This is a genomic window from Sphingomonas astragali, from assembly GCF_051400615.1.
Lineage (GTDB): Bacteria > Pseudomonadota > Alphaproteobacteria > Sphingomonadales > Sphingomonadaceae > Sphingomonas.
The window spans coordinates 895,389-909,238 of the sequence record NZ_JBLFFH010000001.1; the positions used below are offsets into that span (position 1 = coordinate 895,389).

Sequence of the window (13,850 nt, forward strand, 5' to 3'; positions counted from 1 at the left end):
GGGCGAGTGCTGGAGCTAGATCCGCTCCCCGCTCAGGCGCTGACAGAGCATGTCGAGCTGGTCGAGCGTCGAATAGCCCAGCGTCAGCGTACCACCCTTGTCGCCGTGGGTAATCGCCACCTTGAGCCCCAGCAGATCGCCGAGCTGTCTCTCCAGCGCCGCGATGTCGGTATTGCGCGCCGGTGCGTTCCCGCCCTTCTCCTTCGCGCCTGGCTTGGCCTCGCGCGCGAACTTTTCGACCTCCCGCACCGACAAGCGGCCTTCCACGGCCCTGCGTGCCAGCGCAAGCGCATCAGGCACGCCGATCAGAGCGCGTGCATGGCCCATCTCCAGGCTGCCTTCAAGCACCATCTCACGAACGGGTGCTGGAAGATCAAGCAATCTCAATAGGTTGGAGATATGGCTGCGCGACTTGTGGACCAGCTTGGCGAGCGCTTCCTGGGTATGGCCGAACTGATCGATCAGCTTGCGATAGGCCTCAGCCTCTTCGATCGCATTCAGGTCCTCGCGCTGGATGTTCTCGACCAGTGCGAGTTCCATCGTCTCGGCATCGGTGATCTCACGAACGATCACCGGCACCTCGTGCAACCTGGCCCTCTGTGCCGCACGCCAGCGCCGCTCGCCGGCGACGATCTGATAGTCCTTGCCGTGCGGACGGACGAGCAATGGCAGCAGCACGCCACGCTCGGCAACGGAGCGGGCCAGCTCCTCCAGCGCCTCATCATCGAAGCGGCGGCGCGGCTGATCAGGATGGGGAGACAGCGCGCTGACCGACATCATGCGAACGCCGCTGATCTCTCCCGAAACGGCACCGGCCGAGGGTTCGCCGGTGGCATCGCCAAGCAGGGCATTGAGGCCGCGGCCGAGGCCGGGACGGGACTTACGAATCGGAGTGACGGAATCGGTCATGCAGCCTGGGCAACCTTGGGCAAGCGGGCGATCACCTCGCGGGCGAGCGCTATATAGGCCTCGGACCCCGAGCAGCGATGATCATAGATCAGTGCCGGCACGCCATGGCTAGGCGCTTCGGACAGGCGGACGTTGCGCGGGATGACGGTATCGAACACCACCTTGCCGAGTACCGCGCGCACGTCGTCCGAGACCTGATCGGTCAGGCGGTTGCGGCGGTCGAACATGGTGAGCACCACGCCGAGGATCGACAGCCCCGGATTGAAGCGCGAACGGATGCGCTCGACCGTGGACAGCAGCTGGCTCAGCCCCTCCAGCGCAAAAAACTCGCATTGAAGCGGCACGAGCAGCGCGTGGGAGGCGACCATCGCGTTGATCGTGAGGAGGCCCAGCGACGGCGGGCAATCGATCAACACCACGTCCCAGCGCTGCTCGCTGCGGCGGATTGCGGCGTCCAGGCGATGGGTGCGGGCGTCGAACTCCACCAGTTCGATCTCGGCGCCGGAAAGGTCGACCGTCGCGGGCACGATGTCGAGTCGAGGTACCCGCGTGGGCGTCGCGACCGATTGCAGGTCGGTGTCGCCGATCAGCAGATCGTAGCTCGATCGCGCGCGCTCGGCCCGAGCGATGCCGAATCCTGTCGATGCGTTCCCCTGCGGATCGAGATCGACGATCAGCACCCGCAGGCCCGTCGCGGCCAATGCCGTGCTGACGTTGATCGCGGTCGTGGTCTTGCCGACCCCACCTTTCTGATTCGCGATGGTGATGCAGATCATCGGCGGCGCGCAACCTGGCTGGCGACGACGATGCCCGAGTCCGAGTCGACGACGCTCTGTTTCACGTGAAACACACCCTGCCACGAACGCCGCGCCTCCGCCACCTCCGATTGCGCGCGGCTGCCCTTCGGCAGCAGCCAGACCGTCCCCCGATCGGCGAGATGCGCTGCCGAGGCGATGAGCCGGGGCAGCGCCGCGACCGCGCGCGCGGAGATCACGCTTGCCGGCACGATATGGTGAACGCCTTGGATCTTGTTCGCCTCGACGGCGACCCGATCGCCGAGACCGAGCGCCTCGATGCAATGGCCGAGGAAGGCGACGCGGAGACGGCGTGGCTCGACCAGAGTTACGCGCCAATCGCTGGCGAGGGCGACGACGAGCCCCGGCAAGCCTGCGCCCGCGCCGACGTCGATCCACTCACCGCCGCTCGGCGGCGCCAGATCGAGCAGCTGCGCCGAATCGACGAAGTGGCGCACCCATAATGTCGGCAGCGTGGAGCTTGCGACGAGATTCTGGCGTCCGGCCTCGGCCTGCAGCAGATCGGCATAGCGCTCCAGCCGTTTGACCGCCCCCGAACCATAGCGGCCAGCGGTCCAGTCCCGTGCCTCGTCCTCGGTCACGCCGCCCGTTTCACGTGGAGCAGGATCGCCGAGAGCGCTGCGGGCGAGACGCCGCGCACGCGGCTGGCGGCGCCGATCGTCTCGGGCCGCGCCGCTGAAAGCCGTTCCACCATCTCGTTCGAAAGACCCCGGATGACGGCATAATCGAGCGTCTTTGGCAACGGCATCGCCTCGTCGCGCGCGGCAGCTGCGATCTCTGCCGCCTGGCGTTCGAGATAGGGCGCGTAACGAGCGTCCTCTATCGCTTCGGCGAGCAGGGCGGCGTCAGTCGCCGTACCGATCCCCGGAAGCAACGTCTCGACATCGACGCCGTCGAACCGAAGCCACTCGCGCACGCTGCGCCGGGCTCCATCCTGGGCGACGGACGCGCCGCGCGACGCGAGCTCGGACGCGGTGAACTTTGTCGCGAACCGGTTGCCGAGCCGGCCGCGCTCCTCTTGCCGCCATTCGAGATGGCGCCGCCGCTCCTCGCCGACGCATCCGGCCGCCAGTGCAATTCCAGCGAGCCGGGTCTCTGCATTGTCGGCACGCAGACGGAGACGATGCTCGGCGCGCGCCGTCAACATGCGATAGGGTTCGGTCACGCCCTGCAGAACCAGATCGTCGATCATCACGCCAAGGTAGCAGTCCGTGCGGCGAAGCTCGACTGCAGCGAGGCCACACGCATGAGCAGCGGCGTTGAGGCCCGCCACGAGCCCCTGCCCCGCCGCCTCCTCATAGCCGGTAGTGCCGTTGATCTGACCTGCGCAGAATAGTCCCGGCAATGCCGTCAACATCAACGCGCGATCGAGCGATCGGGGATCGATATAGTCATATTCGACGGCATAGCCCGGCGTGACGATGCGCGCCCGCGCAAGCCCGGGAATCGATGCAATCATCGCCATCTGCACGTCGACCGGGAGCGAGGTCGAGATGCCGTTGGGGTAAATGAGATGGTCATCGAGCCCTTCGGGTTCGAGGAAGATCTGGTGGCCGTCACGATCGCCGAAACGGTGAACCTTGTCCTCGATCGACGGGCAATAGCGTGGCCCCGCCCCTTTGATGTCACCGCCGAACAACGGCGAGCGATCGAGGCCGCTGCGGATGATCGCGTGCGCTTCCATTGTGGTACGAGTGACGGCGCAGGCGAGCTGCGGCAACATGCGCGCGGGCGTCAGCGGGGACATCGTCCACGGCTCCGCGTCCGACGGCTGCGCCGGCAGCACCGCCCAATCGATGGTGCGACCGTCGAGCCGCGGCGGTGTGCCCGTCTTGAGACGCGCCATCGGCAGCCCGAGCGCGCGGAGTTGAATCCCGAGCCTCGTCGCGGCACGCTCGTCGACGCGCCCACCGTCCTGGCGCTCCTCTCCACGGAAGATGCGACCGCCGAGAAAAGTCCCGGTCGCGAGGATCACCGCAGGCGCAGTTAGGCTGGTGCCGTCATCCAACGCCAGACCGGCGACCCTGCCGCCCGCCACGACCAGCTCGGCCGCCTCGCCCTCGACGATCGTCAGCCTCTCATGGCGAGCGAGCATCGCGCGGATAGCCGCAGCGTAGCGACACCGGTCGGCCTGGATACGAGGCCCCCTTACTGCCAGCCCCTTGCTGCGGTTGAGCATCCGATAGTGAATCGCCGCGGCATCGGCTGCCCGCGCGATCAGTCCGTCGAAAGCATCGACCTCGCGGACGAGATGCCCCTTGCCAATTCCGCCGATCGCAGGGTTGCACGACATCGCACCGATCATGCGAGCGTCGAACGTCACCAGCGCGACGCGTGCACCGCGCCTGGCGGCCACCGCGGCCGCCTCGGTCCCGGCGTGACCGCCACCGACGACGATGACATCAAAGCTGTTCATGCGGCGCGATCTAATCTTTTGCGACGTCATGTTCCACGTGAAACATCACTTGCCGATGCAGAAGCGGCCGAACAGGTCGTCAAGGACATTCTCCACCCCTGCCCGCCCAGTGAGCCGATCGAACTGGAGAAGCGCGTGACGCAGTTCCTCCGCGATTAGCAACGGGTCGAGTAGATCGCCGGCCAGGTCCAGCGCCCCGGCGGCAATGCCGGCCAGCTCAGCCTGCCGGCGATTGAGCGCCACTGCATCCGGCACGGGCAGCAACGCCTTTGCCCGCTCGACCAGGGCGCTCCACAACGCCTCCATTCCCTCCCCCGTCGCAGCCGAAACCGCGAGGCGGCCCGGACGAAGCGGGCGAGCGTCGGCGCGCGCGTGGATGGCCAACATCTCCGGCGCCGGGGGAGGATCATCTCCGAGCCACAGCACGATATCTGCAAGGGCCGCCGCTTCGCGCGCGCGGGCGATGCCGATCGCCTCGACCGGATCATCGGTATCGGCAGCGAGTCCGGCGGTGTCGGTGAGCAACCAGGCAACGCCTCGGCGCACCACCGGCGCCTCGATGCGATCACGCGTCGTGCCGGCGATCGGCGAGACGATCGCCGCCTCGCGGCCCGCGAGCGCGTTGAGCAGGGTCGATTTTCCGCTGTTCGGCGGTCCGGCGAGGACGACGCGAACCCCTTCGTGCAGCCGTTCCGCCGGTGGCTGGATCAACACCGCTTCGATCTCGCGCGCCAGTGCCGAAACATCCTCGCGAACGCCGGTGACGATCGATTCCGCATCGACGTCCCCTTCGTCCTCGTGATCGATCGCCGCTTCGACACGCGCGGCAAGCCCCACCGCTCGCGCGCTCCACTGCTCGATGCGGCGGCGCAGACCACCCTCGGCGCTGGCGATGGCGGAGCGGCGCTGCGCTTCGGTTTCGGCAGCGAGGAGATCGGCCAACCCCTCCGCCTCGGTGAGATCGATGCGACCATTGGCGAGCGCGCGCCGAGTGAATTCGCCGGGTCCGGCGGCGCGCAGGCCCGGCATTGCGGTCAGCACGGCATCGACCGCACGCACTACCGCGCGGCCGCCGTGGAGGTGCAGCTCGGCGACATCCTCTCCCGTAGCGCTGTCAGGACCGGGAAACAGCAGGACCAGCGCCCGATCGAGTATCACGCCGCTCGTCGGATCACGGAGCGCGCGCAACGCAGCAACCCGCGGTTTCGGCAACGGTCCTGACAAGGCCGCAACCGCCGCGAAAGCTCCTACTCCGCTCAGCCGCATGATCGCGATTGCTGCCGGCGGCATTCCGCTCGACAGCGCGAAGATGGTATCGTTCATTCGGCCGATCTGGTGCCCGGCTTGGTCGCGCTCTCGAACAGGGTGCGCCACAGGTTCAGACCGGCCTCTCCCATCGGCGCCCAGCTCTTCATCACCGATTCGAGCAGTTCGGGCGATGCGCCGCCATTCATCGCCTCTTGCATGATCGCGACATAGCGATCGTGCAGCGGCGTCAGGTCTGGTAACCCGATCGCGCGGCGCGCTTCCTCGGGAGTGCAGTCGATCTCGACATTAATCTTCATGGGCGCGCATCCCCGTGTTAGCCTGGGCCATGTCTTATGCGCGCGACACTGCCCTGATCGCAACGCCCGTCGGCACCGTACGGATCGAGGGAGATGCGACGACCATTCACCGCATTGCGATCGAGCGCGACCGCTCGCCCCCGCTACGGCCGCGCGCATCGGCGGTCGTCGCCGCAACCGAGCAGCTCAAGGCCTGATTCGATGGTGCGCTGCAGCAATTCGACCTGCCGCTCGAACCGGCCAAAACCAAACGTGGACAAGAGCTTAGAGATGGTTTGGTCGCGATCGGCTATGGCGAGACGATGAGCTACGGCGCGCTTGCTCGGCGGCTCGAGTCCGGCCCGCGCGCAATCGGACAGCTCTGCTCGCGCAATCCTTTCCCGATCATCGTACCCTGCCATCGCGTGCTTGGCGCGGACGGGCTCGGTCATTATTCGGCAGGCGAGGGACTCGCCACCAAGCGGTGGCTGCTCGATCACGAAGCCAGGCACGGGAGGCTCCTATGACGCTGACGATCGAAGCGCCCGACGACCAGGGCAGCTTTTCCGCCTATGTCGCCCGGCCGGCACGCGAGCCACGCGCGGCGATCGTGGTGATCCAGGAGATCTTCGGGGTGAACCCCGGCATCCGCCAGAAATGCGACAAGCTCGCGGCGGACGGCTATCTGGCGGTGGCGCCCGACCTGTTCTGGCGGCTCCGGCCCGGCATCGAGCTCGATCCCGACGTGCCCGAGCAGATGCAGCAGGCGTTCGACTGGATGGGCAGGTTCGACCAGGACGCCGGCATCCGCGATATCGAGGTGACGATCCGCGCGGCACGGGCGGAGATCGGCGGCGGCAAGGTCGGCTGCGTCGGCTACTGCCTGGGCGGCCGCCTCGCCTATATGACCGCGGCGCGCACCGACGTGGACGCCAGCGTCGGCTATTATGCGGTCGGCATCGACAACCTGCTCGGCGAGAAGCGCGCGATCGCGCACCCGCTGCTCCTCCACATCGCCGGCGCCGATCATTTCGTATCGCCCGAGGTGCAGCGGAAGATGCACGAGGGGCTCGACGACCATCCCAAGGTCACGCTGGTCGACTATCCGGGCGAGGATCACGGCTTCGCAACCGAGATGGGCAAGCGCCGCTCGCCCGAATCTGCCGAGCGCGCCGATGCGGTGACGCGGCAGTTCTTCGCCGACAATCTCGGCTGAGGTGTCCTAGCCGAACAGCCGCAGCAGGCCGACCTCACGGTCGACCCAGCCCTCGTAGATCATCTTGAACGCGACATAGAGGATCACCGCCAGACCGACATAGGCGATCCACCGGTAACGCTCGATATATTTGGCGATAAGATTGGCCGCGACACCCATCAGCGCGACCGAGAGCAGCAGGCCAACGATCAGGATGCCGGGGTGCTCGCGCGCGGCGCCGGCAACGGCGAGGACATTGTCGAGGCTCATCGACACGTCCGCGACCGCGACGGCCCATGCAGCGGCGGCGAAGCTCTTGGCGGGCCTGAGGTTGGCAAGCTCCTCATCATGCCCGGTGTCCTGCCGAATCTCGCGCCACATCTTCCATGAGACCCAGAGAAGCAGCAGGCCGCCCGCGAAGATCAGGCCGATGATCTGCATGAGCTGCGTGACCGCGAGCGCAAAGACTATGCGTAGCACCAGCGCGGCGATGATGCCGATCAGGATCACCTGCTTGCGCTGCTGCGGAGGAAGCCCGGCGGCGAGCGCGCCGACGACGATCGCATTGTCGCCGGCCAGCATCACGTCAATCGCCAGGACCTGTAGGAACGCCGTCAACGCGCTCGGGCTGGTGATGTTGGCGAAGTCGTTGACGATATGCTGCCAGAGCTCGGTCATGCGGGCGGGCTTAGCCGGTTAGGCGGTGAGGGCAAAGGGATTAGCGGATCGTCCTTCAAGCCTCGTGATCCGTCAGAGACGGTGCGATCACGCTTACCCGCGTCACCCCGGGCCTGTTTCGGAGTCCACGGTGCCGAAGACTATGGCCAATCGGCTCCAGCGTCGCTGCTTGCCTCCCGGTGGACCCCGAAACAAGTCCGGGGTGACGGGAAAGAATAAATCATCCGTTACTGATTCATCGAATCGAAGAAGTCCTCGTTGGTCTTGGAGTCCTTCATCTTGTCGAGCAGAAACTCCATCGCGTCGACGGTGCCCATCTGCATGAGGATGCGGCGCAGCACCCACATCTTGCTGAGGACGCCCTTGTCGACCAGCAGCTCCTCCTTGCGGGTGCCGGACTTGCCGACGTCCATCGCCGGGAAGATGCGCTTGTCGGCGACCTTGCGGTCGAGCACGATCTCGGAGTTGCCGGTGCCCTTGAACTCCTCGAAGATCACCTCGTCCATGCGGCTGCCGGTATCGATCAGCGCGGTGGCGATGATCGAAAGCGAGCCGCCCTCCTCGATGTTGCGCGCGGCGCCGAAGAATCGCTTCGGCCGCTGAAGGGCGTTGGCGTCGACGCCGCCGGTCAGCACCTTGCCCGAGCTCGGCACGACGGTGTTGTAGGCGCGGCCGAGGCGGGTGATCGAGTCGAGCAGGATCACCACGTCCTTCTTGTGCTCGACGAGGCGCTTGGCCTTCTCGATCACCATCTCGGCGACCTGGACGTGACGCGTCGCCGGCTCGTCGAAGGTTGAGGAGACGACCTCGCCGCGCACCGAGCGCTGCATATCGGTGACTTCCTCGGGCCGCTCGTCGATCAGCAGCACGATCAGGAAGACCTCGGGATGGTTGTCGGTGATCGCCTTGGCGATGTTCTGCAGCATCACTGTCTTGCCGACGCGGGGCGGCGCGACGATCAGCGTGCGCTGGCCCTTGCCTTGGGGCGAGACGATGTCGATGACGCGCGCCGACTTGTCCTTCTGGGTCGGATCGAGCTGGTCGAGCGTCAGCTTCTGTTCGGGATAGAGCGGTGTCAGATTATCGAAGTTGACGCGATGGCGGACGGCGTCGGGATCGTCGAAGTTGACCGAGACCAGCTTGGTCAGCGCGAAATAGCGCTCGCCGTCCTTGGGTCCGCGGATCTCGCCCTCGACGGTGTCGCCGGTCCTGAGGCCGAACTTGCGCACCTGGTTGGGCGAGACATAGATGTCGTCCGGACCGGCCAGATAGTTCGCCTCGGGGCTGCGCAAGAAGCCGAAGCCGTCGGGCAGCACCTCGATCGTGCCGAGGCCCATGATCTGCTCGCCGTTCTCGGCCTGGACCTTGAGGATCGCGAACATCAGGTCCTGCTTGCGCAGGGTCGACGCGCCCTCGATGCCGAGCTCTTCGGCCATGCTGACCAGCTCGGCGGGAGATTTCTTCTTGAGGTCCTTGAGATGCATTTCGGGCGTCCGGTGGATAGATCGAGGGAGGTCTGCAGGCGCTGAACGGCTGGGGAAGTGCGAACGCGCTGGCGATAGGAGGAGGAATACCGAGCCCGCTGGAGCGGTGTCCCGACACCAATGTGAGTTAGGTGCGGCTCAAGCCCAAGTCAAGGCGCTCAAAAGGGGCGGACGATCACCAGGATGACGATCAGCGTGACGGCGAGCGCCGGGATTTCGTTGATCATGCGGAGCTGACGGGTGGCGAGCGTGGCCTGACCCCGCGCCAGCTTCCTCGCATAGCCGACTGCCCAGCCGTGGTAGCCTGAAAGCAACACCACCAGCAGCAGCTTGGCGTGGAGCCAGCCGAGGTTCGGCGCGCCGTCGAACAGGCCGAGGTTGGCGGCGAGCATCAGGCCGAGCACCCATACCAGAATCATCGACGGCGTCAGGATCATTCGTCTGAGCTTCGCCTCGCGCTCGACCCATTTCGCCGCTTCATCGGGATTGCCGAGCGCGTCCTGGTGATGGACCAGATAGCGCGGAAGCATGAACAGCCCCGCCATCCAGAAGATCACGAAGATGAGATGCGCCGCCTTCACCCACAGATAGGTGCCGCCGAGAAACCCAGTCACGCTCGCCTCCGCTCGCCGGCGCTCATGCCGGCCTCCGTACGCGGGCCAGCAGCTGCTCGACATGCGCGATCGGCGTGTCGGGCAGGATGCCATGGCCAAGGTTGAACACATGCGGCCGATCGGCGAAGGCTGCAAGGATCTGGTCGATCGCATCATCGAGCGGCGCGCCGCCGGCGATCAGCGCGAGCGGATCGAGATTGCCCTGCACCGGCATGGCCGGCGGGAGGTTGGCCGCGGCCCATAGCGGATCGACCGTCTCGTCGATGCCGATCGCGTCGACCCCGGTTTCACGAGCATAGGCGGGAAGCTTGCCGCCGGGGCCCTTGGGAAAGCCGATGATCGCAACGTCCGGACAGCGCGCCCGCAGCTCGGAGACGATGCGGGCAGTCGGGCCGATCACCCAGGTCTCGAACTGGGCCGGCGACAGGCTGCCCGCCCAGCTGTCGAACAACTGCACCGCCTCGACACCGGCGGCGACCTGCCCTTCCAGATAGTCGAGCGTCACCGCGACGATGCGGTCGACCAGTGCCGCCATCAGCCCGGGATCGGCATAGGCGAGCCGACGCGCCTCGGCCTGCTCGCGGCTGCCCTGGCCGGCGATCATATAGGTCGACACCGTCCACGGCGCGCCTGCGAACCCGAGGAAAGTGGTGGCAGGATCGAGCATGGCCTTCACCCGGCGCACGGTTTCATAGACCGGATCGAGCCGTTCCCGCTCCTGCACCAGCTCGTCGAGCGTGCCGCGGCCGATGGTGGGGGCAAGCCGTGGCCCCTCGCCCGTCTCGAACCACAGGTCCTGCCCCAGCGCCCACGGCACCATCAGGATGTCGGAGAAGAGGATCGCACCGTCGAAGCCGAAGCGGCGGATCGGCTGGAGCGTCACCTCGGCAGCAGCGGCGCTGTCGGTGACAAGCTCGAGAAAGCCGCCCTTCTTTTCCCGGAGCGCGCGATATTCGGGCAGATAGCGGCCGGCCTGGCGCATCAGCCATGTCGGGGGAATTGCCTGCCGGTTCCCCTTCAGCGTTGCCAGCAACGGCTTTGTCTCGTTCACGCTCACCGGCGTCGCCTAACCTCTATTAAGAGAAGAATCTAAGGGTTGTTGAAGGTTGTTGGCGGGTGGATGACCGGGATTAGGCGAGCGTCCCGCATCTGCCAACAGCTTGACGGCGCGATTCACCGTGCCGCGGGCGGGAGTCGGATATCGGCATCCCCGCTATCCACAGGCTGTGGGGCAAACCGGGCGCTGCCGGCGGGGCTGTGGATTGTCATGGACGAATCGATCGGAATCGCCTCGCTTGGCGCGTGGCCGGGGTTGCGCTAGCGCTCGTCCTCATGTTTTCCACAGGCCTGTCCTGAATGCGGCTCCATCTGCACCTCCTGTCGGATTCGACCGGTGAGACGCTGGAGAACATCGCCAAGGCGGCGCTCGCCCAATATGACGATGTGGAGACCCAGCGCCATTTCTGGCCGATGGTGCGGAGCGAGGCGCATCTCGAGCGTATCCTGCAGGAGATCGCGCAGAATCCCGGCCTCGTGCTGTTCACCCTGGTGAACCCCGCGATCCGCGAGACGCTGGAGGGCCGCTGCCGCGCGATGGGCCTTCCCGCAGTGGCGCCGCTCGATGGGGTCAACGACGCCTTGTCGGCGATGCTGGGACAGGAGGCCAAGGCCCGTCCGGGCCGACAGCACATGCTCGACGCCGCCTATTTCGCGCGCGTCGACGCGATCCAGTTCACCATCGCCCATGACGACGGCATCGCGCCGGAAGACTGGGAGGAGGCGGACATCGTGCTGGTCGGCGTCTCGCGATCCTCGAAGACGCCGACGTCGATCTATCTCGCCAATCGCGGCTACAAGGCCGCGAACGTGCCGATCGTGGTCGAATCCCCACCACCTCCACAGCTCTTTGCGCTTCAAAATCCGCTAATCGTCGGGCTCACCACCAGCGCGGACCGGCTGGTGCAGATCCGGCGTAACCGGCTGCTGTCGCTCAACCAGAAGACCGAGACCGCTTATGTCGAACAGGAGGCGGTGGCCAAGGAGGTCGCCTTTGCCCGCCGCATGTTCGCCGACAACGGCTGGCCGGTGATCGACGTCACCCGCCGCTCGATCGAGGAGACCGCGGCGGCGATCATCGGCCTCGTCAACGACCGCAACCTGCCGAAGGTGGAGACATGAGATTGATCCTGGCGTCCGGCAGCGCCTCGCGCCGGGCGATGCTGGAGGCGGCGGGAGTGCCGTTCATGGCCGTGCCGCCCAACGTGGACGAAGCCGCGGCCAAGGCGGGGCTTTCCGGCACTGATGCGCGCGATACCGCCGATGCGCTCGCCGAATTGAAGGCGCGGAAGGTGTCGATGAACCAGCCGGGCGTGCTGGTGCTCGGCAGCGATTCGATCGTCGAGCTCGCCGACGGCACCATCCTCGACAAGCCCGCGACGCGCGCCGAAGCCGAGGAGCATCTGCGGCGCATGTCGGGCAGGCGCCACAAGATCCACAGCGCCGCGGTGATCGCCGAAAGCGGCCGGCCGGTGTGGCGCGAGGTCGATACGGCGACGCTGTTCGTCCGGCCGCTGAGCGACGCCTTCCTCCAGGGCTATCTCGACGCGGAATGGCCGGCGATCGCCGGCTGCGTCGGCTGCTTCCGGATCGAGGGGCTAGGTGCACAGCTCTTCGCCAGGATCGACGGCAGCCACTTCACGGTGCTCGGTCTGCCGCTGCTGCCTGTGCTCGATTACCTCAGGGTGAGAGGCGTATTGACGTCATGACGCGAGCCTATGCCGAAGTGATCGGCGATCCGATCGTCCAGTCCAAGTCGCCGGTGATCCATGGTTTCTGGCTGGCTGCGCTGGGCATCGATGCCGAATATCGCAAGACGCTGGTGACGCCGGACGGACTCGCCGCGTATTTCGCCGAGCGCCGCGCCGATCCGGCCTGGCGGGGGTGCAACATCACGCTCCCGCACAAGATCGCGGCACTCGATCATGTCGAGGATCGCGGCGGCATCCGGCAGTCGATCGGTGCGATCAACTGCGTGCTGCGAGATGGAGACGCGCTGATCGGCACCAATACCGACGCTGGCGGTTTCGCCGCGCCGATCGCCGGGCTGGACCTCGCCGGCCGGCATGTAACGGTGATCGGCGCAGGCGGCGCGGGGCGGGCGGTGCTATTCGCGCTGGCGCGTCTGGAGGTCGGACGCGTGACGCTGATGAACCGCACGCCGCTCAAGGCCGCCGGCCTGCTCGCGCATTTCGGGCTCAAGGGTGACGTGGTGCCGCTCACCGCGCCGCTCGCGCCGACCAGCGCGCTGCTGGTCAACACGAGCGCGCTCGGCATGACCGGCCATCCGCCGCTGGAGATCGATCTCTCGCCGCTCCCCGAGGAGGCGGTGGTCTACGACATCGTCTATTCCCCGCTGGAGACGCCGCTGCTGGCCCAGGCCCGCGCGCGGGGGCTCGATACGGTGGACGGGCTGGAGATGCTGGTGGGTCAGGCGGCGCTCGCCTTCGAGCTGCTGTTCGGCGCCGAGCCCCCGCGCGAACGCGACGACGAACTCCGCGATCTGCTGACCCCGGGTCGAAGCCCGGGGCAGGCTCCATGATCAAGCTCGGCCTCACCGGCTCGATCGGCATGGGCAAGTCGACGGTAGCGGCGATGTTCGCCGACGAGGGCGTGCCCGTGTTCGACGCCGATGCCGTGGTTCATCGGCTGCAGGGGCCGGGCGGGCGCATCCTGTCGGCGATCGAGACACGCTTTCCCGGCACCACCGGACCGGCGGGGGTGGACCGGCCGGCGCTCGGCGCGGCGGTGTTCGGCAGGCCCGACGAGTTGAAGGCGCTGGAGGCGATCATGCATCCGGCAGTGCGTGAAGAGCGGGCGGCATTCCTCGCCGATCATGCCGACGCGCCGCTCGTCGTGCTCGACATCCCGCTGCTGTTCGAGACCCATGGCGAGACCGAGGTCGACAAGATCGCGGTGGTTTCCGCCCCGCCCGAGGTCCAGCGCGACCGTGTGCTGGCGCGGCCCGGCATGACCGCGGAACGTTACGCCGCGATCCTGGCCAAGCAGATGCCCGATGCCGAAAAGCGCGCCCGCGCCGATTTCGTCATCCCGACCGGCGGACCGCTGGACGAGACCCGCACCGCGGTACGCCGCCTGATCGCTTGCCTGATGGCTTCGTCGGGAGGATAAGGGGGCA

At 66.8% G+C, this 13,850-nt stretch carries 15 protein-coding genes and 1 pseudogene; 6 read left to right on the forward strand and 10 right to left on the reverse strand.

The window, feature by feature from the left end:
* Positions 1–15: 15 nt before the first annotated feature.
* From ACMGER_RS04540 to ACMGER_RS04565, 6 genes are read right to left on the reverse strand one after another with little or no spacing between them, the layout of a single operon-like run.
* Positions 16–909 carry a ParB/RepB/Spo0J family partition protein gene (locus tag ACMGER_RS04540; protein WP_436810916.1) on the reverse strand — a complete coding sequence of 298 codons (894 nt, stop codon included), beginning with the start codon at positions 907–909 and terminating at the stop codon, positions 16–18.
* Positions 906–1,685, reverse strand: a complete 780-nt coding sequence (locus ACMGER_RS04545) for a ParA family protein (RefSeq protein ID WP_436810917.1) — start codon at positions 1,683–1,685, stop codon at positions 906–908. The genes ACMGER_RS04540 and ACMGER_RS04545 overlap by 4 nt, the downstream gene beginning before the upstream one ends.
* A complete protein-coding gene (rsmG, locus tag ACMGER_RS04550) occupies positions 1,682–2,305 on the reverse strand; it encodes a 16S rRNA (guanine(527)-N(7))-methyltransferase RsmG (protein WP_436810918.1) in 624 nt (207 codons plus the stop codon). The genes ACMGER_RS04545 and rsmG overlap by 4 nt, the downstream gene beginning before the upstream one ends.
* On the reverse strand, positions 2,302–4,140 hold the full coding sequence (gene mnmG / locus ACMGER_RS04555; RefSeq protein WP_436810919.1) for a tRNA uridine-5-carboxymethylaminomethyl(34) synthesis enzyme MnmG: 1,839 nt from the start codon (positions 4,138–4,140) through the stop codon (positions 2,302–2,304). Before mnmG ends, rsmG begins: the two co-directional genes overlap by 4 nt.
* 45 nt (positions 4,141–4,185) lie before the next feature.
* On the reverse strand, positions 4,186–5,463 hold the full coding sequence (mnmE, locus tag ACMGER_RS04560) for a tRNA uridine-5-carboxymethylaminomethyl(34) synthesis GTPase MnmE (protein WP_436810920.1): 1,278 nt from the start codon (positions 5,461–5,463) through the stop codon (positions 4,186–4,188).
* Positions 5,460–5,705 carry a DUF6489 family protein gene (locus ACMGER_RS04565; protein WP_436810921.1) on the reverse strand — a complete coding sequence of 82 codons (246 nt, stop codon included), beginning with the start codon at positions 5,703–5,705 and terminating at the stop codon, positions 5,460–5,462. The genes mnmE and ACMGER_RS04565 overlap by 4 nt, the downstream gene beginning before the upstream one ends.
* Before the next feature lie 29 nt (positions 5,706–5,734).
* On the opposite strand from ACMGER_RS04565, the pseudogene ACMGER_RS04570 reads away from it, so the two are divergent.
* Positions 5,735–6,211: pseudogene (locus ACMGER_RS04570) on the forward strand (methylated-DNA--[protein]-cysteine S-methyltransferase).
* Positions 6,208–6,900, forward strand: a complete 693-nt coding sequence (locus ACMGER_RS04575; protein ID WP_436810922.1) for a dienelactone hydrolase family protein — start codon at positions 6,208–6,210, stop codon at positions 6,898–6,900. The pseudogene ACMGER_RS04570 and the gene ACMGER_RS04575 overlap by 4 nt, the downstream one beginning before the upstream one ends.
* Positions 6,901–6,906: 6 nt before the next feature.
* Here the strand turns inward: ACMGER_RS04575 and ACMGER_RS04580 are convergent, their stop codons facing one another.
* The 4 genes from ACMGER_RS04580 to hemE all read right to left on the reverse strand — a co-directional run bounded on the left by ACMGER_RS04580 (position 6,907) and on the right by hemE (position 10,712).
* Positions 6,907–7,557, reverse strand: coding sequence for a TerC family protein (locus ACMGER_RS04580; protein ID WP_436810923.1), 651 nt, complete (start codon positions 7,555–7,557; stop codon positions 6,907–6,909).
* Positions 7,558–7,784: 227 nt separating this feature from the next.
* Positions 7,785–9,041, reverse strand: coding sequence for a transcription termination factor Rho (gene rho, locus ACMGER_RS04585; protein ID WP_436810924.1), 1,257 nt, complete (start codon positions 9,039–9,041; stop codon positions 7,785–7,787).
* Between the two features lie 158 nt (positions 9,042–9,199).
* Positions 9,200–9,655, reverse strand: a complete 456-nt coding sequence (locus tag ACMGER_RS04590) for a CopD family protein (RefSeq protein ID WP_436810925.1) — start codon at positions 9,653–9,655, stop codon at positions 9,200–9,202.
* Positions 9,656–9,677: 22 nt separating this feature from the next.
* Positions 9,678–10,712, reverse strand: a complete 1,035-nt coding sequence (hemE, locus tag ACMGER_RS04595; protein WP_436810926.1) for a uroporphyrinogen decarboxylase — start codon at positions 10,710–10,712, stop codon at positions 9,678–9,680.
* Between the two features lie 299 nt (positions 10,713–11,011).
* On the opposite strand from hemE, the gene ACMGER_RS04600 reads away from it, so the two are divergent.
* The 4 genes from ACMGER_RS04600 to coaE are packed head-to-tail and all read left to right on the forward strand — an operon-like array spanning position 11,012 to position 13,843.
* Entirely contained in the window at positions 11,012–11,833 is an 822-nt protein-coding gene (locus ACMGER_RS04600; RefSeq protein ID WP_436810927.1) for a pyruvate, water dikinase regulatory protein, read from the forward strand.
* Positions 11,830–12,420 carry a Maf family protein gene (locus ACMGER_RS04605; RefSeq protein WP_436810928.1) on the forward strand — a complete coding sequence of 197 codons (591 nt, stop codon included), beginning with the start codon at positions 11,830–11,832 and terminating at the stop codon, positions 12,418–12,420. The genes ACMGER_RS04600 and ACMGER_RS04605 overlap by 4 nt, the downstream gene beginning before the upstream one ends.
* On the forward strand, positions 12,417–13,253 hold the full coding sequence (locus ACMGER_RS04610; RefSeq protein WP_436810929.1) for a shikimate dehydrogenase family protein: 837 nt from the start codon (positions 12,417–12,419) through the stop codon (positions 13,251–13,253). The genes ACMGER_RS04605 and ACMGER_RS04610 overlap by 4 nt, the downstream gene beginning before the upstream one ends.
* Positions 13,250–13,843, forward strand: a complete 594-nt coding sequence (gene coaE / locus ACMGER_RS04615) for a dephospho-CoA kinase (protein ID WP_436810930.1) — start codon at positions 13,250–13,252, stop codon at positions 13,841–13,843. The genes ACMGER_RS04610 and coaE overlap by 4 nt, the downstream gene beginning before the upstream one ends.
* Positions 13,844–13,850: the final 7 nt, after the last annotated feature.